The sequence below is a fragment of the Streptosporangium lutulentum genome (assembly GCF_030811455.1).
In the GTDB taxonomy this organism is placed as follows: Bacteria; Actinomycetota; Actinomycetes; order Streptosporangiales; family Streptosporangiaceae; genus Streptosporangium; species Streptosporangium lutulentum.
This window is the reverse complement of the sequence record NZ_JAUSQU010000001.1, coordinates 9,035,964-9,056,854: the sequence shown is the minus strand read 5'-3', so window position 1 is coordinate 9,056,854 and position 20,891 is coordinate 9,035,964. Positions and strand designations below refer to the sequence as shown.

At 68.1% G+C, this 20,891-nt stretch carries 18 protein-coding genes; 7 read left to right on the top strand and 11 right to left on the bottom strand.

Annotation, left to right across the window (positions count from 1 at the left end; genetic code table 11):
• Positions 1-115: 115 nt before the first annotated feature.
• The 9 genes from J2853_RS40900 to J2853_RS40860 all read right to left on the bottom strand — a co-directional run bounded on the left by J2853_RS40900 (position 116) and on the right by J2853_RS40860 (position 10,903).
• Entirely contained in the window at positions 116-3,049 is a 2,934-nt protein-coding gene (locus tag J2853_RS40900) for a CDP-glycerol glycerophosphotransferase family protein (RefSeq protein ID WP_307566798.1), read from the bottom strand.
• Between the two features lie 30 nt (positions 3,050-3,079).
• Positions 3,080-3,400, bottom strand: coding sequence for an MGMT family protein (locus tag J2853_RS40895; RefSeq protein ID WP_307566796.1), 321 nt, complete (start codon positions 3,398-3,400; stop codon positions 3,080-3,082).
• The gene (locus tag J2853_RS40890) at positions 3,388-3,756 is read right to left on the bottom strand and encodes a hypothetical protein (RefSeq protein WP_307566795.1); all 369 of its coding nucleotides are present in this window, start codon (positions 3,754-3,756) and stop codon (positions 3,388-3,390) included. Before J2853_RS40890 ends, J2853_RS40895 begins: the two co-directional genes overlap by 13 nt.
• Before the next feature lie 515 nt (positions 3,757-4,271).
• Positions 4,272-5,531, bottom strand: coding sequence for a S8 family peptidase (locus J2853_RS40885; protein ID WP_307566793.1), 1,260 nt, complete (start codon positions 5,529-5,531; stop codon positions 4,272-4,274).
• Positions 5,525-6,367, bottom strand: coding sequence for a hypothetical protein (locus J2853_RS40880; protein ID WP_307566791.1), 843 nt, complete (start codon positions 6,365-6,367; stop codon positions 5,525-5,527). Before J2853_RS40880 ends, J2853_RS40885 begins: the two co-directional genes overlap by 7 nt.
• A 230-nt stretch (positions 6,368-6,597) precedes the next feature.
• Complete coding sequence (locus J2853_RS40875) at positions 6,598-7,854, bottom strand: S8 family serine peptidase (RefSeq protein ID WP_307566790.1); 1,257 nt, start codon at positions 7,852-7,854, stop codon at positions 6,598-6,600.
• Positions 7,848-8,582, bottom strand: a complete 735-nt coding sequence (locus J2853_RS40870; protein WP_307566788.1) for a hypothetical protein — start codon at positions 8,580-8,582, stop codon at positions 7,848-7,850. The genes J2853_RS40875 and J2853_RS40870 overlap by 7 nt, the downstream gene beginning before the upstream one ends.
• Positions 8,583-8,730: 148 nt before the next feature.
• Entirely contained in the window at positions 8,731-9,912 is a 1,182-nt protein-coding gene (gene moeZ / locus J2853_RS40865) for an adenylyltransferase/sulfurtransferase MoeZ (protein WP_307566787.1), read from the bottom strand.
• 79 nt (positions 9,913-9,991) lie between these two features.
• The gene (locus tag J2853_RS40860) at positions 9,992-10,903 is read right to left on the bottom strand and encodes an alpha/beta fold hydrolase (protein ID WP_307566786.1); all 912 of its coding nucleotides are present in this window, start codon (positions 10,901-10,903) and stop codon (positions 9,992-9,994) included.
• Positions 10,904-11,797: 894 nt separating this feature from the next.
• Here J2853_RS40860 and J2853_RS40855 point away from each other — a divergent pair.
• The 3 genes from J2853_RS40855 to J2853_RS40845 all read left to right on the top strand — a co-directional run bounded on the left by J2853_RS40855 (position 11,798) and on the right by J2853_RS40845 (position 14,861).
• Positions 11,798-12,130 (top strand): hypothetical protein, encoded by a 333-nt coding sequence (locus tag J2853_RS40855; protein ID WP_307566785.1) that lies wholly within the window; start codon positions 11,798-11,800, stop codon positions 12,128-12,130.
• Positions 12,131-13,011: 881 nt separating this feature from the next.
• Complete coding sequence (locus J2853_RS40850; protein WP_307566784.1) at positions 13,012-13,332, top strand: hypothetical protein; 321 nt, start codon at positions 13,012-13,014, stop codon at positions 13,330-13,332.
• Positions 13,333-14,534: 1,202 nt separating this feature from the next.
• Positions 14,535-14,861 (top strand): hypothetical protein, encoded by a 327-nt coding sequence (locus J2853_RS40845; protein WP_307566782.1) that lies wholly within the window; start codon positions 14,535-14,537, stop codon positions 14,859-14,861.
• A 364-nt stretch (positions 14,862-15,225) separates the two neighbouring features.
• On the opposite strand, the gene ku is transcribed toward J2853_RS40845, so the two are convergent.
• Positions 15,226-16,107 carry a non-homologous end joining protein Ku gene (ku, locus tag J2853_RS40840; protein WP_307566781.1) on the bottom strand — a complete coding sequence of 294 codons (882 nt, stop codon included), beginning with the start codon at positions 16,105-16,107 and terminating at the stop codon, positions 15,226-15,228.
• Between the two features lie 197 nt (positions 16,108-16,304).
• On the opposite strand from ku, the gene J2853_RS40835 reads away from it, so the two are divergent.
• The 3 genes from J2853_RS40835 (at position 16,305) to J2853_RS40825 (ending at position 17,564) form a co-directional block, all read left to right on the top strand.
• Entirely contained in the window at positions 16,305-16,529 is a 225-nt protein-coding gene (locus J2853_RS40835; protein ID WP_307566779.1) for a hypothetical protein, read from the top strand.
• Between the two features lie 63 nt (positions 16,530-16,592).
• Complete coding sequence (locus tag J2853_RS40830) at positions 16,593-17,222, top strand: TetR/AcrR family transcriptional regulator (RefSeq protein WP_307566777.1); 630 nt, start codon at positions 16,593-16,595, stop codon at positions 17,220-17,222.
• A 102-nt stretch (positions 17,223-17,324) separates the two neighbouring features.
• On the top strand, positions 17,325-17,564 hold the full coding sequence (locus J2853_RS40825) for a DUF3107 domain-containing protein (RefSeq protein WP_307566775.1): 240 nt from the start codon (positions 17,325-17,327) through the stop codon (positions 17,562-17,564).
• 375 nt (positions 17,565-17,939) lie between these two features.
• Here the strand turns inward: J2853_RS40825 and J2853_RS40820 are convergent, their stop codons facing one another.
• On the bottom strand, positions 17,940-18,587 hold the full coding sequence (locus J2853_RS40820) for a ferritin-like fold-containing protein (RefSeq protein WP_307566773.1): 648 nt from the start codon (positions 18,585-18,587) through the stop codon (positions 17,940-17,942).
• A gap of 369 nt (positions 18,588-18,956) precedes the next feature.
• On the opposite strand from J2853_RS40820, the gene J2853_RS40815 reads away from it, so the two are divergent.
• Positions 18,957-20,849, top strand: coding sequence for a DEAD/DEAH box helicase (locus J2853_RS40815; protein ID WP_307566771.1), 1,893 nt, complete (start codon positions 18,957-18,959; stop codon positions 20,847-20,849).
• Positions 20,850-20,891 lie beyond the last annotated feature (42 nt).

Sequence of the window (20,891 nt, the reverse complement as noted above, 5' to 3'; positions counted from 1 at the left end):
GGGTACGGCACGGCGGAGTCCTGATCCGGCGAGCCGGATGATCAGTTTGTCAGGGCGCTTTCCGGTGCGAGGACCTGGGCCGGAGGTCCTCAGAGAAGAACTCCGGCCCGGGCGCTCAGGAGACGAAGACGTGGTCGACGATCCTCGCGGTCGCCTTCCCGTCGTCACGGGGCGTGTAGGTGCGCTGGAACCGTTCGTAGCGCTCGGCGTGCGCCGCCGCCACCTCGTCGATCGTCCGCAGGGCCTCGACCACTTCCGCACTCGTGGCCAGCAGCGGGCCGGGGGCCTCGGCGGCCAGGTCGAAGTAGAGACCCCGCTTGGCCGAGTAGCGCTGCAGATCGTGGGTGAAGAAGAGGATGGGCCGTCCGGTCACGGCGAAGTCGAACATGACGGACGAGTAATCCGTGATCAGCACGTCGGCGATCAGCAGCAGGTCGGCTATATCCGGATACGTCGTGACGTCGAGTCCGAGGCCGGCGGGCATTTTCGGTGCCGCCTGCATCGCGTGGGCCCTGATCAGGAACTCGTGACCGGGGCCGAGCACCCGCCGGGCCTCGGCCAGATTCAGCCGGAGCGTGGCGCTCTTACGGTCGTAGTCACGCCAGGTCGGCGCGTAGAGGACCACCTTGACGCCCTCGGCGATGCCGAGTTTCCTGCGCATCGCCGCGGCCGTCTCCTCCCGCTCGGGAGCCAGGAAGACGTCGTTGCGCGGGTAACCGCTCTCCAGGACCTTGCCCTGGTAGCCGAACGCCTTGCGCAGCACCGGGGTCGCCCAGGGGCTCTGCGAGACCAGCAGGTCCCAGCCGCGCACCTCCGCGGCCTGCCGGTACCACACCGGCGGTTTGGGGTCGCGGGACATGTGCGGAAGGTCGTTGCCGAGGCGCTTGACCGGGGTGCCGTGCCAGGTCTGCACGACGACCTGGTCCTCACGCGCCCGGAACCACGGCGGGAGGAAGCCGTTGGTCACCACGTATCGTGAGCGGGCGAGCACCGCGTAGTGCTCGCGGCTGCCCGCGCGGACCACGGTCGGCGTGACGTCCGGGCCGAACCCGAGCTCCCGCGATCCGGGAGGCACGAACGCGCCGTCCTTGACCACCCAGATGTGCTCGCGATCGTCGCCGCGGCGCACCCGCTCCTCGTAGATCGCGCGGACGTTGCCCTCGTACTGCCGTCCGTCGGAGGCGACGTACACGGTCGCGTCGGTCAGCTCACGGGCCCGCTCGGCCGGGTAGAAGGCGCGCCGCAGGGAGTACAGGCCGCCGGCGCCCTTCTCGTCGTCGGGCAGGTGCTCGGCGACGGCCAGCACCGGCACGTCGAACCGGGTGGAGATCAGGCGGTACTCCCGCCCGTCGCGGATCCTCGGGGCCTCGTCCAGCGTGTCGAGGATGGAGTGGTCGACGCGGACCGGGACCATCTCCCCGGCGTCGCGAACCGCCATGCTCCAGCTGCCGCTGGCCAGCGGCACGGTGTCTCCGAACCGGGGCATCGCGGCGGGCGCGAACCGCACCGAGAAACGGGAGCCGTCGCGCTCCAGCGGCACGGTGTAGATCAAACCGGTCCTGTGCTTGAGCGACAGCTCGGCGGAACCCTCACCCGGGTAGGAGCCCTCAAGGGTGAGCGTGCCGTTCTCGTCCCAGGTGACACCGGAGACGATCGGGCGGATCCGGTGCGCGGAGACGATCACCCGGTCGCGCCGGTCGCGCAGCACGGTGATCTCCCGCTCACCGACGATCGAACGGCTCTCCTGCGCCTTGCCGAGCATGACCGAGGCGGCCGGATCGCCCTTGGGCTCGACCCAGAGCCTGCCTCCGTCGCGCTCCTGTAACAGGGACGACACGGCGAGCGGCACCACGACGGCGGTGCCCCCCTCGACGGGGGTGAAGTCCGCGGAGATCCGGTGGCCGTCCAGGCGCGCGTGGCCCTTGCCCGTGCCCTTGCCCGGCAGGAACACCGACACTTCCAGCTTCTCGCCGTCGAGCCGCACCCCGGTCAGCTCCGCCCGGGTGGGCTGCAGCACGATCTGGAGTGCCCGATCGGAGGTCCAGACCGGGCGGACCCACTTGCTCGGCCGGACCTCCAGACCCGAAGGACGCTCGGTGCGGCCGATGGAGGGACCTCGGAGCAGGCCGGTGGCGCGGGCGCCCCGGCTCCAGATCACGATCTCGGCGCGCCAGGTGGTGGTGTCCTGTACGGTCGCCCGGCGGCGGAGCAGCCGCTTGGCGCCGCGCACGACGGCCCGCACGCCGGCACGCCAGCGCAGCGCCCACGGGTGCAGTTCGGCGGTGAAGCCGGACCAGTCGTAGTTGCAGCCGGCCTCCTCGGCGCCATGGGTCGCCTCGGGGTGGAAGACCCGGCGGGTGCGCAGCCGGATCGGCGGCAGCCAGCGCGGGCCGCGCAGCACCACGGTCGCCCGGTTGAAGCGGCGGCTTCGCATGGAGAGCCCGGCCAGGTAGGCGTGTCCGCTGACGCGCAGCCGCCCGCCCGACCAGGAGATGTCCTCGACCTGGGTCATCGGGATGAGGTCGGCGGCGCGCAGCCGGAACAGGGAGTCGGGGAGCTCGTCCCGCAGCGGCAGGTCCGCGTACCAGCGCATACTGGTGCGAACCCGTTTGGACGGCTCCGCGGCGGCCGTCGCGACCTTCTGCAGCGCGTCGCCGTCGGCGAGCTCGGCCACTTCCCGGTGTTCCAGCAGGTGGAAGGCGATCCTGCGCGCCACCGGAAGATCACGCTTGACGCGTGCGTCCACCCCGGCGAGGTACGGCTTGAAGAGTGTGACGAACTCGCGACGACGAGCGGCACCGCGCTTGGTCGCCAGATCCAGCCTCGAACCGAGCGGACCTGCCAGCGCGTCGGCGTCGAACCTCCGACGCTGTCCCGGGTCCAGCCCCTCGGCCAGCACCGCCGCCATGATCAACTCAAGTGGTTCTCCCCGGTCGCAGAGGTCTTGGACAGCCCGCAGACGGTCAACGACGGGGTCGCCGCTGGCTCGTGCAGGTGTGGCGCCGGTGGCCATGGAGAAAGCACCGCCTTTCGACAGAGCGCTGTCCATGGCCATGGTAGTGGGCTACGACAGGCCCGGTTACGCCGTGCTTTCCGGCTGTCCGTCCCACCTCGCCGCGCGCATGTCCACCCGGGTTCCCCTCAACGGAGTCCCCTCCTGACGCCATCCGGCGAGACATCGCTGCTCATGGCCGGGTGGGGGGCTGCCGTCGGCGTGTACGACACGCCACCAGGGCACGCCTCCACCCCAGACGGACATGACACGGCCGACCTGACGAGGACCTCCCTCGCCGAGATATTCGGCGATGTCGCCGTAGGACATGACCATGCCCGGCGGAATGCGTTCGACCAGGTCGAGCACACGCTCCGCGTACGGGGTGGGGTGGCCTACCGACTCCACAGAGCCGGACCGGCGGAGAGAATCTCGCCGAGTTTGCCGAATTCGTATGCCGCGGAGCCGTTCAACTGCTCGACGAGGCCGTCGCGGATCGCGTAGGACTCGCCGTCCTCACCGACCAGGCGTGCGCCCAGCAGGGCGGACACCCGCGCCATCTGGGCCACCTGCCAGTCTGATCCGGGCGTGCCCGACAGACGGCCGTTCCAGTCGGCGACGGCGTGAACCTCGTCGCCGTGCCGGGCCAGGACCTCGCCCACTTCCTGCGAACCTCGGAACTCGAACCCCGCCTGCCCCAGCACAGTCGCGAGTTCCGCGAAGGCGAGAGGCGCAGGGCGCTCCACGCGCAACTCGTACCCCATGATCCGCGACCTTAGCGAACCTTCGATGGTTTCCCGAGCGGGAAGGCCGACATCCGTCAGACTGCGTCCGAACAGTGTCCAAAACGCATTCCAATCGAATTCAAAACCGCTTATTCGTATCGCTTCATCCCGGGGGTGCGACGTTCATCAGTCCGGAGAATCCCGGCGATTTCCTTTTTCGCTCCGCCGCGCCGACCGGCGCCGGTGATCGGCCAACCGACCCATCCGGTCTCCGCGAGCGTCTCACGCCTTCCCGGAGGAGGCTCCGGGGTGACACGCACGCGAGGGCGACCGGGCCGGGGCCTGACCTCCCCCTCTTCGTCTTCACCCTCACACCCGCGAGCCTGTGGTAATCGCATCGCTACGCACCGTAAAAGGAAATGGCGGTTCACGGATACCACAGAGAAACACACGGAAGACACGAGGAAGGTTAATCGCATGACAAGCAATTCATAACCCTCTCGCTCTCCCGGATTGCCGGCGGGTATCTCGGCCACGCTTCCCCGCCGTCGCGACTATGGCCACGCCCGCCCGCTCCCCCGCCGGTTCGCCGGCGGCGCCTCCCTCGCCGGATCGACCGGCTCCGGGCGGCGGGTGAGCATGACCACCGCCCCCGCGAACGCCAGCAGCCCTCCGAGGAGGCCCCCGCCGTACAGCCAGAGCCGGATGGGCAAGGGACCTGGTCTGGGCGGTTCCTGCGGCAGGGGGCCCTTGCCGAAGTGCTGGTCGTCGGCCACGGGGACCTCCGCCGCGCCGGCCATCAGCTCTCCCGCCTTGGTGAGCGCCGCGCTCGCGTTGACGACGCCGAACCCGACGTGGTCGTCATATCCGACGGTGGGGGTGGACGTGGCCGTGGAGGTCAGGGCCTGCGAAACCATCTGCGGCGAAATATCTGGATATTTAGCTTTTATGAGGGCGGCGACCCCCGACACCAGCGCGGTCGCCGAACTGGTCCCCTCCGACACCCCGTAGTCGCCGCCCGGCATCACCACGGGCACCTCCACGCCCGGCGCGGAGACCAGAACCGACAGGTTGTCACTGCTGAACAGCGCCGGCTTGCTCTGCGCGTCCACCGCGCCGACCCCGATGACCCCGGAGTATCCGGCCGGGAAGTTCCAGAAGGAGGTGCCGTTCTGCATCGAGTGTTCGGAGTCGCCCTCGTTGCCCACGGCCGCGATCAGCACCACTCCCCTGGACAGCGCGTAGGAGACCGCCTCCCGCTCGCTCTTCTGCGCCCCGTAGGCTCCCAGCGACATGCTGACGACCTCGGCCCCGTTGTTGGCCGCGTAGCGGATCGCGCGGGCCAGGGGGCTGTCCCTCTGCGAGCGCAGGTTCTCCTCGGGCAGGTACGACCCCTCCCCCGCGTCCTGTTCGATGATCATCGGCAGCGAGAGGATCCGGGCCTCGGGCGCCATCCCGAGAAGTCCGCCCTCGCCGTTGCCCGCCCCCGCGATGAGCGAGGCCATCGCGGTGCCGTGCAGACCCGCACCCGGATCCGTCCTGTCGAACTCCACCGACCCCATGTTGGGCCCGGAGATCACCCGGCCGCGCAGTTCGGCGACGTCGCCGTCCACCCCGCTGTCCACGAGGGCCACGGTGACCCCCGCGCCCCTCGTGACCTTCCAGGCCTCCTCGACGTTCATCTTCTCCAGCACCCAGCGCTGGTCGTCACGCACGTCCGCGGCGGCCACCGGCGCGGCGACCGTCGCCGGAACCGTCAGGGAGACCGCGACCAGCGCTCCCGCGGCCCAGAGCCGCCGCCTCCGCCTCAGCACACGTTCCCCTGCGTGCACTGGGGGACCGCGCTGGGCTCGTCTCCGAGGGCGTGGGCGATGCGACCGGCGACCGCCTGGGCCGTCGGCCAGAGCTCGCTGTGCAGGATCTCCTCCGGAGGGATCGACTCGCGGGTACGGCCGTCGGTGTATCCGCCGGTGGCGAAGATGATGTAGGGGCCGACCCCGATCCAGGAGTTGCGCTGCCGCTGGGCGGCGCCGAACAGCTCGGTCGCCGTGCCGGGGAACGCCACCGGCCGCACCCCCACCCGGTCGTCGACCGCCAGCTGACCTGACGCGGCGATCCGTTTCTCCTCGTCGGCGAGCACCGCGATGCCCACCGTGAAGGCGAAGGTGGAGGTCTGGTCGACGTAGGTGGCCCGCAGCAGCGTGCGGCAGCCGTACTCGGTGAGCACCGATCCCACCGGGGCGTCCACGCCGGCCGCGCAGGCGACCTCGGGGGCGAGTCCGACCCGCCGGGCGTACTGTTGCACCCTGCCGAGGCCGATGTACTGCAATTCCACGGGGAAGACCAGGTCCGCGGGCCAGGTGTGCCAGCGGCGCGCGATGTCCTCCTGGACGTAGCGGGCCTGCTCGGCGGCGGTCATCGGACGGGACCTGGTCTCGCGCACCAGCCCGACCGTGCCGGTCAGCACGTTGATGGCGGCGATCGCCAGGATCGTGCCCATCAGGATCAGGAAGATCGTTCGAAAGCGGATCCCCTGCTCCAGCGTCGCCAGCTCGGCGCGTTCGATCGCCGCGCGGTCACGGCTCGCGCCCGGCCAGGAGCGCACCCGGACGCGTCTGCCTCCGGCGTCCGGCGCCCGCACCCCCCGCACCCGGCTGCTCCTCGCGCCAGACGTCCGGGAACCGGACGGCGGCCAGCCTCCGCGGGCACGGGAGACCGAGGCTTCCAGGGGCCGATCCGGCTCCTGCGACCTCCCTGGCTGCGACATACTTCGATGCTACGTTGCCAAGCTCCGCCGCCCTATCTTCGGAGTGTGTTTACCTGATCACTCGCCACGCGTGGCATATCCCGTTTCGGGCTTTCGCCCGCCCGGCCCGGCGGTCAGTGGGTGGACACCGGAGCACGTGCGGGCTCCGCGAATCCCTTCGCCGACCGCGTCCGGCCGACGAACACGGCCATCGCCACGAGGGACGCGACGGCGCCGAGCCCGGCGGCCACGGCGACTCCCCCGTACAGGGTGATCTTGTCGTGGTCCCGGTGGATCACCTGCACCGGCTGTGCCGCCCTGCCCATCGGGCGGGCGGGGTCCTGACTGCTCCGCCCCTTGGCCGTGAGGGTGTGCCGGAAGATCTTCGTCGCCGCGGCGAGCGCCCTGGGGGCGTTGACGATGCCGAAGCCCGTGCCGGTGTCGTAGCCGCCGCTGGGCCGCCGGGTCGCCCCCGCCGCGAGCGCCTGCGCGACCAACGCTGGTGACATTTTCGGATATTTCGCCTTAATGAGGGCGGCGACCCCCGACACCAGCGCGGTCGCCTGCGAGGTGCCGCGACCGACCCAGTACTCGTCACCGGGGCCCGCGCCGAGGATGTCCACCCCCGGCGCGGCCACCAGGACCGAGGGGTTCCGGTTGGAGAAGGAGGCCCGGCGCAGCCCCTCGTCCGCCGCGGCGACCGAGACCACCCCGGGGAAGGCCGCGGGATAGGAGTAGGGAGCGAAGCCGGTGGAGCCGGATTTCTTCGTGCCCTCGTTGCCCGCCGCCGCGACGAGCACGACTCCCTTGGAGATCGCGTAGCGGATCGCCGCCCGCTCCTCCTTGGTCGCGAGTTCCTTGGAGATCGACATGTTGATCACGTCGGCGCCGCGGTCCACCGCGTATCTGATCCCCTTCGCCACCACGTTCTCGTAACGTGCCGCGGTGTTGAACCTCCGGAAACCGGGCTCCTCGTCCTCCAGGATCACCCGCACCGACAGCACCTTCGCCTTGGGCGCGACGCCGATCACCCCGTCGCCGCCGCCCGGGCCGTGGCCGTGCCCGGCGATGAGCGACGCCATGTAGGTGCCGTGCAACCGCAGGGGCTCCACACCCGGCGGGTTGGATCCCGCGGTGAAGTCCTTGCCCACGGTCACCGAGCCCACCAGGTCACGGTGGCCCGAATCGACCCCCGAGTCCAGCACGGCCACCGTCACGCCCTGCCCCTCGGAGACCTTCCAGGCGCCGGGCAGGTCCAGGGTCCGTATCACCTGCCCCTGGCTGTCCCGGACGTCGTCGGCTCGCGCCGTCACCGGGGCGAGCCCCAGCGCGATCACGGCCAGCAGCCCCGCGACGCCCACCCGCCCCGCGACGCCCACCCGCCTCAGCATCGCCACTCCGCGGAGTCGCAGTCGGGGCGCACGGGCGTGGAGATGTTCGCGAGGATCCGATCGGCGATGTCACCGGTGAAGGCGAACATGGTCGGCCGCTGCTCCCCGACCGCCTTGGCGGGGCGGCCGTCGACCTGACCGACCGTGGCCATCACCACGTACGGCCCGGCCTGCCGTACCAGGCTGGTCTGCCGCCCCGCCGAGGTGAACCGGTCGGTGACCGTACCGGGGAAGGCCAGCGTCCGCAGGCCCGGGGAGGGACGACCCGCCCGGGGCAGCGACGACTTGGCCCGCGCCGCGCCCACCTCGTCCGCGAAGGCCGCGACGCCGACGGTGAGGACGACCCCCTGGAGCGCGTCGAGATAGGTGGCACGCAGGATGCCCCGGCAGCCCGCCTGCCGCAGTGCCTTTCTCAGCTTGGCGTCCACGGCCGCGTCGCAGCCGGTCTCCGGCGAGATGCCCACGCGCCGGGCCTTCTCCTCACCGCCCTGCTCGGCGGCGTACCCGACGGTCGCGGGGAAGATCCGCCCGGCGGGCCACACCTGCCAGCGCAGGGCCACCTCGCTGACGGCGGCCCTGTCCAGCTCCGCCGGGCTCGGGCCTCGGGTGAACTCGGCACCGGCGGCACTGGAGGCCACCCCGGCGACGACGGCGCAGCCCAACGTCAGCGCCGACACCATGACCAGCGCCGGCCACGCACGTCGCCGCCGGCCTGGGGCTTCATTCACGTCATCGACCCTAATGCGGTAAGGAGGGTGCCATCCGCCATTCCGGACGGATACGCCGAGATCCACAGGGGTTACGCGGGCGGCGTCACCGCTCCGAAACGACGAACGCCCCGCGGAGCCGGGCTCCGCGGGGCGTCGGTGGCAGGGGTCAGTAGGCCGGCAGACTCGGGTCGACCGTCTTGATCCAGCTCAGCACGCCGCCGCCCACGTGGACCGCGTCGGAGAAGCCGGCGTTCTTGACGATCGCCAGGACCTCGGCGGATCGGGCACCTGACTTGCAGTGCAGGATGATGCGCTTGTCCTGCGGGAGCTTCTCCAGCGCGGAGCCGTTGAGGAACTCGCCCTTGGGGATGAGCACGGCGCCCGGGATGGAGACGATCTCGTACTCGTTCGGCTCGCGGACGTCGATCAGGTAGATGTTCTCGCCGGCGTCCTGCAGGGACTTGAGGTCCCTCGCGGTGATGGTGGAGCCCGAGGCGGCCTCCTGGGCTTCCTCCGAGACCGCACCGCAGAACGCCTCGTAGTCGTCCAGGAGCTGGGTGACCGTCGGGTTCTTGCCGCAGAGCACGCACTCGGGGTCCTTGCGGACCTTGACCGAGCGGTAGTTCATCTCCAGGGCGTCGTAGATCATCAGACGGCCGACCAGCGGCTCCCCGATGCCGGCCAGGAGCTTGATGGCCTCGTTGACCTGGATCGAACCGATGGACGCGCACAGCACGCCGAGCACGCCGCCCTCGGCGCACGAGGGAACCATGCCGGGGGGCGGGGGCTCGGGGTAGAGGCAGCGGTAGCAAGGACCGTGCTCGGCCCAGAACACGCTGGCCTGACCGTCGAACCGGTAGATCGAACCCCAGACGTACGGCTTGCCGAGGAGGACGGCCGCGTCGTTCACCATGTAGCGGGTGGCGAAGTTGTCGGTGCCGTCCACGATCAGGTCGTAGCCGGAGAAGATCTCCATGACGTTGTCGGTGGTGAGCGCCGTGTTGTGGATGATCACCTCGACCAGCGGGTTGATCTCCTTGACGCTGTCGGCGGCGCTCTCGGCCTTGGGCCGGCCGACGTCGGACTGGCCGTGGATGATCTGGCGCTGGAGGTTGGACTCGTCCACGACATCGAAGTCGATGACGCCGAGCGTGCCCACACCCGCGGCCGCGAGATACAGCAGTGCGGGGGATCCCAGCCCACCGGCGCCCACACAGAGCACCTTCGCATTCTTGAGACGCTTCTGGCCGGCCATGCCCACGTCGGGGATGATCAGATGGCGCGAATAGCGACGCACCTCTTCGACGGTCAACTCGGCTGCCGGCTCTACCAGCGGTGGCAACGACACAGTTCAGCTCCCGTTTCGGGGGTCTTGGCGGTACGGCTAGCACAGCACGTACCACTCACAAACCAATGCGGTACCCCGGTCATTCCCCGATTGCCATCGGGGCAGTCTCACCTATCAGAAGCCGCGCCTCGCGGGCCACCCGCTCGGGGACCTCCATCTGGGCCACGTGCCCCGTGTCGGGCAGCAGCACCAGCCTCACGTTCGGGAACGTCCGGCCCGCGCGGGCGGCCGTACGCGGATTGACGAGCTTGTCGCGGCGGCCGTGGACGATCAGCGTGGGCGCGCTCACCCGGGCCGCCTGCTGCCACAGGTTCTCCTCGCCACGCCTGAAGTACTCCGCGACGAGGCCGCGCGCCGAGCCGACCAGCGCGACCGCGGCGTACGGCAGGCCGTCCCTGCGGCGCAGTTCCTCGGCCGCCTCCCTGAGCCGCTCCGGGTGGATCCGGCCGGAGTCGGCGTAACACAGGGCGATCGTGGCGTTGAGCCTGCGCTCCGCGGGCAGGACGCTCAGCCGGTTCGCCGCCCACTCACCCAGCCGGGGCACCGTGGACAGGGCCACCCGCGCCGGCCCGGACCTGGGGAGCAGGTCGGGCAGGGCCGGCGAGACGAGCGTGAGCGAGCGGACCAGATCGGGCCTGGCGGCGGCCACCCGCACCGAGACGGCGCCGCCCAGGGAGTTGCCGAACAGATGGACGGGCCGGTCCGCGACGCGTTCGATCAGCGCGACGACGGTCCGGGCGTGGGCGGCGATGGAGTAGTCGCCGCCGGGCGGCTCGGGAGAGTGCCCGGCCCCCGGCAGGTCGACGGCGTGGCCGGTGACCACGTCGGACAGCTCATCCATCAGGTCGGTCCAGTTGGTCGCCGAACCCCCCAGGCCGTGCACGTAGACGGCCTTCTCGGCGGGACCACCCGGAGTCGATCTCACGTGGACGATCTGCTCCCCAAGATCGACCAGCTCGCCGGGCCAGCTTGGAATCGGGTTGTTCACCACGCGTCCTCCTCTGTTCTTGCTCCATTTCCACGATAGTTCGATGCCTTTGATGCGCCAGTTCGGTGTGGGTGATCCCCGTCGTCCGGTACGCGATCCGCTCCGCCCTCTCCACCGTCGTCCAGTACGTGATCAGATCCGCTCAGCCCTCTCCACCGTCCGTCCGGTACGCGATCGAATCCGCCCCCTCCGTCCCCTTCGCCCTCTCCGCCGTCGCGCCCACGACGGATCCGCCGCACGGAGTGCGCGCCTTCCCCGGAATCCGCCCGGGATCCAGCCGAAAATCCGGCGCGAGACCCGGCCCAAGGCTCGGCCCAAGGCTCGGCCCGAGACCCACCGGCGCGGCGCCTTCCGGCTTCACAAAATACAAACATCATTTTTCAGCCAACAATGCCCCTTAATGCGATTTAAATAGTGAAGTTGCGCGTATGGCGCCCTTTTCTCGACGCGATGGCCGCACCATCCGGGATGGCGACGAGACGCGACCCCCATTCATCGCACCCCTTCACGCCACCTCCTCCCCCTTGGTGATCAACAGGCATCGCCCCACCGACGCAGAACAAAAGGTGCGAAACGGGTTAAATCCAACCTCACTCTCTCGCACTTCCACGCACCCCCTCTCCGCCCACCCCTCCCTTCACGCCCCCGTGAGACAAATCCGACATTGAAGACATTTCATAACAAAACAAATGATAAGAGTTCAACGCCGTCAATAAATAGACAAGAAGATAGTAAAAGCCGTTGATCTCCGTTTGTCGCATGACATCCCCGGAAACTATGACAACAGGGACGGCCTGTCAGCGGCCGTCCCAGGCATTCCGGGGGATTCTGGAATTTCCACAGAAGTCTGGAAAATGTCGAAATAGGGGCAACCGATCCTTTCGAGGGGGAAATGCAATGCCCAACGTCAAAAGTGTCATCGCAGGTCTCGCGCTCAGCACGGCCCTGGCCGGCGGCGTCGTGAGCCTGGGCGCGGCGACCACCGCCGCAAACGCCACCGCCGGTACGGTCACCGCGGGCGCGGGCTTCACGACCTGGGGCGGCGGCTGCGGCGGCGGCTGCGGCTGGCGCCGCGGCTGCGGCTGCCGCCACCACCACCGCTGCTGCCACCGTCACCACCGGTTCCACCACCGCAACCACAGGTTCAAGCTCAACGTCAACATCAACAACAACAATGTCAACGGTGCAGAAGACGACGTTAACAACACCAACAACAACAACAACGTCTGAGATCACTGAATTAATCGCCGAATAACTACTAGCCTCCGACGCGGGTACGGCGTGTAGCCGAAATCCATCGGCCACCCGCGAATAATCCGGGACTGCGGAAAACCCGGATCCACGGCGGAGGGAGAGTGCCCGTGCTCACCGAGATCATCGCTCTTCGCAAGAACCGCGATCATCCGGAGAGCACGGGCACTCAGCATGAAGATCCCTGAAACCCCACCGCCCGTACCGGCGTGCGATCTGACGCACGCGACTCCTCCCGACCCGAAGAAAGCTCGCCTCCGCCGACGACGGCCGACGCCCAAGCCTTGATCCTTCCGACGGGAAACCCACGGCTTTTCACACGGCCCCCCTCCGGCCTCACAACGAGGAATCGATTTCCTCGCCCGGGTGTGCCCGGAAAGTCACCCTCGCCGCGAAAGCGGCGCGCTCGCGCCGGCCACGCGCCGCGGCCCCGTTCGTCGCGTCCACGACCCAGCAGCGCTCTCCTCCGCATGGCCGCCGGGCGCCGGGCACATTGCGCAGTACGGAAAACCGGGCGGAGAGGCTCACCCCTTACTCCAGCTCCCTCATTTTCGTTCATCCATTTCTTCTTGCCGCCCGCTCCGGCGACGCCTCCGGCCCGCGACTCGCGCGACAAATCCGACATTAAAGGTATTTCATATGAAAGCGATCGATAAGAGTCTAACGCCATCAATAGAGAGATAAGAAGATAGCAAAAGCCGTTATTCTCTGTTTGTTGCATGACATCCCCGGAAACTATGACAACCAGGGATGACCTATCGGTGGTCATCCCCGACACCTTCCAAAGCGCTCTGGGGATTTCCAGGCCAGGTGGAGGATGTCGAAATCGGGGCAACCGATCCTTTCTAGGGGGAAATGCAATGCCCAACGTCAAAAGTGTCATCGCAGGACTCGCGATCAGCACGGCCCTGGCCGGCGGACTCGTGAGCCTGGGTGCGGCGACCACCGCGGCCACCGCCGGCACCGCCACGGTCACCGCGGGCGCGATGGTCACCAACTGCGGTGGGGGCGGTGGCGGCTGGCGTCGTGGCTGCTGCTGCCGCCATCACCACCGCTGCCACCACCACAGCTGCCACAGCCGTAGCCACCACAGGTTCAAGCTCAACGCCAACCTCAACAACAACAACGTCAATGACGCGGACGACGACGTTAACAACACCAACAACAACAACAACGTCTGAGATCACTGAATTAGGCGCAGAACAACTACTAGCCTCCGACGTGGGTACGGCGTGTAGCCGAAATCCATCGGTCACCCGCGAATAATCCGGGACTGCGGAAAACCCGGATCCACGGCGGAGGAAGGATGCCCGTGCTCACTGAGATCATCGCTCTTCACACAAGAGTTGTGATCACCCAGAGAGCACGGGCATTCAGCATGAAATCCCGAAAACCCGCCGCGCACGTCGATGAGCGACCTGACACGCACGACTCCTCCCGCCCCCTCTTTCTGCGGATCCGTTCTCGCCCGCCCTCGCCGCGCCCTTGATCTCGAACCCCGCACAGCCGCGCGCTCTCCGACGACGGCCGGCCGCGAGCACGGCCCCGGAGGCGAACCCGCCCCCTCGGACGTCCGCGAGCCTCAGACACCTGTGCCCCTCGGACGCTCGTGAGCCTCGGACGCTCGTGAGCCTCGGACACCCATGAGCCTCGGACGCCCGTGTCCCTCAGGCACCCGTGTCCCTCAGGCACCCATGCGAGAGAACGCCCCGGCGCCGTGAACGGAGGAAGCGGACGCCGTTCGCACCGGCCGCGTATCCGATGAGGTCCCGAACGGATGTCCCCCCGGGCCATGTGGACGCCCCACGGCCGAACGGCGGCGTCTCACCGGCCGGGCCACCCCTTTCCCCCGGCGACCCCTGATCCAGGCTCGCCGTACCGTCTCTCGCCCTGTGCCGCCGGACCCTCGTCCATGAGGCCGATCCCACCGTCGCGCCACGTCATGCGTACGGCACGCGACCCCTCATCCGCGGCACTCCATCAGCGGCCCTCCGTGCACGGCCCCACCCGGTATCACAAAAAGCACAAAAGCCGCTTTTCACTCAATAACATTCTTTAATATGGCTTTTTATTGCATTACATATTTATATGCATGAAATCCTTCATTTGCCACGGTCCAGCCGGAGCGACTAATGCGATAAATGAGACATTGAAGACATTTAGCATCAAAATCAACAATAAGAGCCCAACATCATCAATAAAGAGATAAGGAGATAGCAAAACCCTCTAATCTCCGTTTGTCGCATGACATCCGAGGAAACTATGACAACAAGGGACGACCCATCAGCGGCCACCCCAGGCATTCCGGGGAATTCTAAAACTTTCGCGGAATTCTGGAATACGCCGAAATCGGGGCGACCGATCCTTTCGAGGGGGAAATGCAATGCCCAACGTCAAAAGTGTCATCGCAGGTCTCGCGCTCAGCACGGCCCTGGCCGGCGGCGTCGTGAGCCTGGGTGCGGCGACCACCGCCGCAAACGCCACCGCCGGTACGGTCACCGCAGGCGCGGGCTTCACGACCTGGGGCGGCGGCTGCGGCGGCGGTTGCGGCTGGCGCCGCGGCTGCGGCTGCCACCACCGCAGCTGCCACCACCGCAGCTGCCACCACCGTAGCCACCACAGGTTCAAGCTCAACGTCAACATCAACAACAACAACACCAACCACGCGGACGACGAAGTCAACAACACCAACAACAACAACAACGTCTGAGATCACTGAATTAGGCGCCGAATAACAACCAGCCTCCGACGTGGACACAGCGTGTAGCCGAAACCTACTGACCACACGCGAATAATCCGGGACTGCGGAAAACCCGGATCCACGGCGGAGGGAGAGTGCCCGTGCTCACCGAGATCATCGCTCTTCGCAAGAACCGCGATCACCCGGAGAGCACGGGCACTCGACATGAAATGCCCGAGCCCCCGCCGCGCGCCGACCTGAACTCCCGGCGCTCGCGGCTTTCCCGTCCTGCGAAAGAGCGGTTTCCCACCTGCCTTCGCGAGAAAAGACGACGGCCGGGACCTCACCGCCTCGACCGGAAGACTTCGACCGGAAGACCCGGCATCACGGTCCGTCAGGCCGTACGGCGTGCCTTTCGCTTCCGGAGGACCTTCTCCTGTTCGGCGGTCTCCTTCTCCCCGCTCCCGGCGGGAACCCTCCCTCTGGCCGGAGCCCTGCCCGCCGACCGCTTCTTGGCTGCTTCGACACTGGCACGCAGCGCGGCCATCAGATCGGCCGTGGGCTTCTCCTCGGCCGGGGCCTCGGCATGGATGATCTCCTTGCCCGCGATCTTGGCCTCGATGACCTCCTGGAGGGCCTCCCGGTAGGCGTCCCTGTACTTCGAGGGGTCGAAGTCCGCGACCATCGTCTCGACGAGCGACTCCGTCATCCTCACCTCCTGGGACCGGACGTCGACGCCCTCCTCCTGGAAGGCGAATTCCACCGGGCGCACCTCGTCGGGCCAGAGCATCGTCTCCAGCACGAACACCCCGTCCCGCGCCCTCAGCACCGCGAGCGACTCGCGCCGCCGCAGCGCCACCTTGACGATCGCCACCCGCCCGGACCGCTCCAGCGCGTCACGGAGCAGCACGTACGGCCGCACACCGACGGGGTCCGGCTCCAGGTAGTAGGGCTTGTTCAGCAGGATCGGGTCGATCTGGTCGGCCGGGCTGAACTGGAGCACCTCGATCCTCCGCGAGGTGGACAGCGGCAGGTCTTCGAAGTCGTCGTCGTCGAGCACCACCATCTCGCCCGCCGGAAGTTCGTACCCCTTGGCCACGTCGACGTAGGGGACCTCCTCCTCGCAGACCGTGCAGAACCGGCGGAACCTGACGCGGCCGCCGTCCTCCCGATGCACCGTGTGGAAGGTGACGTTGCGCTGTTCGGTCGCGACGTGCAGTTTGACCGGAATCGTTACCAGTCCGAACGCGACCGTGCCTTTCCAGATGCTCCGCATGGCGTCTCCTTAACGTGGAGCCTCTCATCGAGCTTCGCACAAATGTTCGGAAATGCCGCCGGCTGAATGAAAACCCTCACCAACCGGGCAGATACCCGCCATGAGGAATCCGATGCCCCGTCTTTCTCGGCAAGCGGGACCCAAGGTCGTACGCTGGGCGATGTCAGGCGTTCACTCAAGCCGGGGGAGGCCGAAAGATGTCCGAGATGGATGTACGCGACGAAAGCCAAGAAGAGGAAACAATCGACGAACTCGCCAGGGAGATCTCTACCGAGACACCCGAGGCCGACGCCGTCGAGCAGAGCCGTACGGTGCGCGAAAACGGTCCGGACTGGCCTCACGACATTCCTCTGGAAGTGAATCCCGCCGACGCCGTCGAGCAGAATCGCGCGGTCGACATCGATGAGGATGATTATCGCTGACCGGAGTTACCCACGCGTAGGATAAGCACCAAGACAGCAGGAGCTTCCCTCAAGGAGACCGCCGTGACCGCTACCCCGGACGCCAAGCCCCGGGGCACCCGGCTGCCCCGGACGGCCCGCCGCCGCCAGCTGCTCAGCGCGGCACAGGAAGTCTTCGTGGAGAACGGTTACCACGCGGCCGCGATGGACGAGATCGCCGAGCGGGCCGGGGTCAGCAAGCCGGTGCTCTACCAGCACTTCCCCGGCAAGCAGGAGCTCTACCTGGCTCTGCTCGACCTGCACATGGACGACATGATCACCCGGTGCCGCGACGCCCTGGCCTCGACCACGGACAACAAGCAGCGCGTCCAGGCCGCGATCGGCGCGTTCTTCGACTTCGTCTCCAGCCAGGGCGAGGCGTTCAAGCTCGTCTTCGAGTCCGACCTGCGCAACGTCGCCCCGGTCCGCCAGCGCATGGAGCGCAACCTCCGCGAGAGCGCCGAGATGATCAGCCAGGTCATCCAGGAGGACACCGGCTGCTCCAGCGACGAGGCGCGCCTGCTCGGGGTCGGGATGGTCGGCATGGCCGAGGTCAGTGCCCGATACTGGATCAGCAGCAACGGCTCCATTCCCAAGGACGCCGCCACCCAGCTCATAGCCCGCCTGTCGTGGCGCGGCATCTCCGGTTTCCCCCGCACCAACGCCGATCATTGAGACGGTCTCCCCTGAGACGTCTGTTCGCTTGGCGCGATCAATCGACGCGGCATGCCCTCGATGGGGCGACCATGGAGCGAGCAACCCTCGTCGAAAGGGAGCATGATGGAGATCAAGATCGGCGTGCGTTCCGTACACCGTGAGCTCGTAGTGGAGACCGACCTCTCGGCCGACCAGATCGAGAACGAGCTCAGCAAGGCCCTCGCCACCGAAAACGGCGGCGGCGTTTTCAGCGTGACCGACGTCAACGGCCGAAAGGTCCTCGTTCCGACCGCCTCGCTCGGCTTCATCGAGATCGGCGAAGAGGAGGCCCGTCCCGTCGGCTTCGGCGGCACGCTCTAACCAGATCCCCTAGGGCTCGCGCCAGGTCGTCATCCCCTTGCCGGCCCTGGCGCGGTCCGTGGATCGTCCCGGACGGCCGTCTCAGCCGCCGGGACACTCCTCTCGCCCCCCCAGCCCGCAGCCGCGCGGCCGGCGGATCAGGTGGAGGTGGTCCCGCGTCAGGCCGACCGCCGGGCAGTCGGCGCTCCTTCTGCGCAACACCGGACGCGAAGTCCAGGGATTCGGCCCACATCTCGTCAAGGAACTGCCGTAGCGGCGCGAGGCCCTCATGCCTGGCACGTTACCGTCGATCGCCGCTTCGCACGGCTCGATCGGCAGACCGATTTCCACGAATCCGGAGATCACGATCCTCACGGCCCCGGGCCCGCCGTACGCCTACGGGGTGGAGGGCAGGCCGAGTGCGGCCATCCGCCGGCCGTGAGCCTCGGTCAGCCGGGCGAACATCCGGGTGATGTCGTCCCCCTCCGACACCAGCAGCAGCGCGAGTTCGGGCCTGGCCAGGGCCACCTGCTGCCCCTGGCTCAGCGCCTCCCCCACCAGCCGCCTGGCCCACAGCGCCAGCCGTCCGCTCTGCCTGGGGTCCTCCTTGATCGCCGCGCCGACCCGCTCGACCGCGAACTGCGACCGTCCCTCGTCCGCGAGCACCTCCTCGACGAGATCCCGCGTCTCGTCGTCCACCCGGGTGGCCGCCTCGCGGTAGAAGTCGAGCGCGATCCCCGTACCGGCGTACGCCTTCACCAGGGTCTCCAGCCAGTCTCCCGGCGCGGTCTGGGCGTGCCACGCGTCCAGCGGCCCGACGAACGGCGCCATCGCCTCCTCCGGATCCACCCCCAGGGAGGCGATGCGGTCACGGAGCAACTGGAAATGCGCGTACTCCGCAGCCGCGAGACCGCCGAGAGCGGCCTGATCGGCCAGTGAGGGGGCGTGCCGCGTGGCGTCTTCGGCGAACCGGAGGAACGCGGTCAGCTCGGCGTAGGCGAGCACACCGAGCAGGTCGGCGACACCGGGAGGGGAATCCATCATGCACGCAGCCTACGAGCTGACCCACCCCGCAATTCAGCGGGAATACTAAGAAATCGGTTCCTCGTTGTGGTATCGAGTACACTGCTCTGTGAAAGTGCGACCGCACTGTGTTAATCCAGGACATCTGCTTCTGGACGCCCCCAAAAGTCGGCGTGACGCCGCAGCGGTCGCTGATGACATGAGAGGGCTGGCCCTTCCGCGAGGACCCGGCACGGGGAAACTTTTTTCAGCCCGTGGTCCCGGCAGGACTGCCTTCAACGGAGATTTAGGCAGGCCAAGCTGACGACGTTCCGAGACCTCGGAGTCACACCAGAGATCGCCGACGCCCTCGAGACCGAGGGCATCATCGCGCCGTTCCCCATTCAGGAGATGGCACTTCCCCTGGCCCTCAACGGCCAGGACATCATCGGCCAGGCACGAACCGGCACCGGCAAGACCTACGCCTTCGGCGTGGCCATGCTGCAGCGTGTCGGCAAGCCGAGGAAAAACCGTAAGAAGCCCCGCGGGCTGGTCGTCGTGCCGACCCGCGAGCTGGCCGTCCAGGTCACCGAGGACCTCGTGACGGCCGCCGGAAAGCTCGGCTCGCGGATCCTCACCGTGTATGGCGGACGTGCCTACGAACCCCAGGTCGAGGCCCTCAAACAGGGAGTCGACGTGATCGTCGGCACCCCGGGCCGACTGCTCGACCTGGTCAAGCAGAAGCACCTCGATCTCAGCCAGATCGACGTGCTCGTCCTCGACGAGGCTGACCGCATGCTCGATCTGGGCTTCCTGCCCGACATCGAGCGGATCATCAAGCTCATTCCCGCCGAGCGGCAGACGATGCTGTTCTCGGCGACCCTCCCGGGCGAGATCGTCGCCCTGTCCCGGCGTTATCTCACCCGCCCCACCCATGTGCGGGCCGAGAACAACGACGTCGAGACCGAGACGACGAAGACGACGCAGTTCGTCTGGCGCGTGCACCGGATGGACAAGATCGAGATCGTGGGTCGTCTGCTCCAGTGCGAGGGACGCGGGCTCACGATGGTCTTCTGCGAGACCAAGCGTGCCTGCGACATGGTCGTCGAGCAGCTCAAGGAGCGTGGCTTCGCCGCCGCGGCCGTCCACGGAGACCTGGGTCAGGGCCAGCGCGAGCAGGCCCTGCGGGCCTTCCGCAACGGCAAGATCGACGTCCTGGTCGCGACCGACGTCGCGGCGCGGGGCATCGACGTCGACGATGTCACCCACGTCGTCAACTACGACTGCCCTCAGGACGAGAAGGCCTACGTGCACCGGATCGGCCGCACCGGCCGGGCGGGCAAGACCGGCATCGCGGTGACCTTCGTCGAGTGGGAGGACCTCACTCGCTGGAAGGTCATCAACAACGCGCTCTCGCTCGACTTCCCCGAGCCGGTCGAGACGTACTCGACCTCCCCGCACGTCTTCAGCGATCTGGGCATCCCCGCGGGAACCAAGGGCGTGCTGCCGCGCGCCAACCGTTCCCGGGCCGGCCTGGCCGCCGAAGAGGTCGAGGATCTGGGCGAGACCGGGCGCGTCCGCTCCCGCACGACGTCCCGCAGGGGACCCGAGGAGGAGCGTGAGGAGCGCCGTGAGCGCCCCGCCCGCGCCCCCAGGGAGCGTCGCCGTACCCGCGGCGGGCGGACCGGTGAGGAGGTCGTGGAGGCCCCGGAGGCGATCGTCGCCGAGGCACCCCCGGTCGAGGAGCCCAAGCGCCGCCGTTCCCGCGGCCGAATCGCCGGGGAGACCGCGGCGGTGGCGGCCGAGGAGATCCAGAGTCCTGTCGTCGAGCTCGCCGAGGTGGAGGCGGACGTGGCACCTCGCAAGGACATCCGTGACGATCAGCCCGCCGAGACCGCACCCCGCCGGAGCCGGACCCGCAAGGCGGGGCTGAATCCCGAGGTGAGTCTCATCGAGGAGACCGAGGCCCCGGCTCGTACGGAGCCCGTGGCGGAGAAGACCCGCAGGCGTCAGCCTGTGGCCGAGACTCCGCGGTGGGAAGAGGAGCCGGTGACCGAGCGTTGGGAGGACGAACCCGTGAGTGATCGCTGGGAGAACGAGCATGTGGTCGAGGCCCCCGCGCCCCGGCCGCAGCCCGAGAAGATCATTCCGGCCAGTCCTTTCGCTGTGATCTTCCAGTCGCCGGATCTGGCGGGAGACGACGACGAGATCGCCCCGTCGGCGGCCTCGGAGCGCGTGCAGAGCCGCCGCCGGCCCCCCGCCAGGGGGCAGGGCCAGCAGCGAGGCCCGCGTCGGTCGAACTAGCACTACCAGCATGAAAAGGGGCGCAACCATACCGGTGGCGCC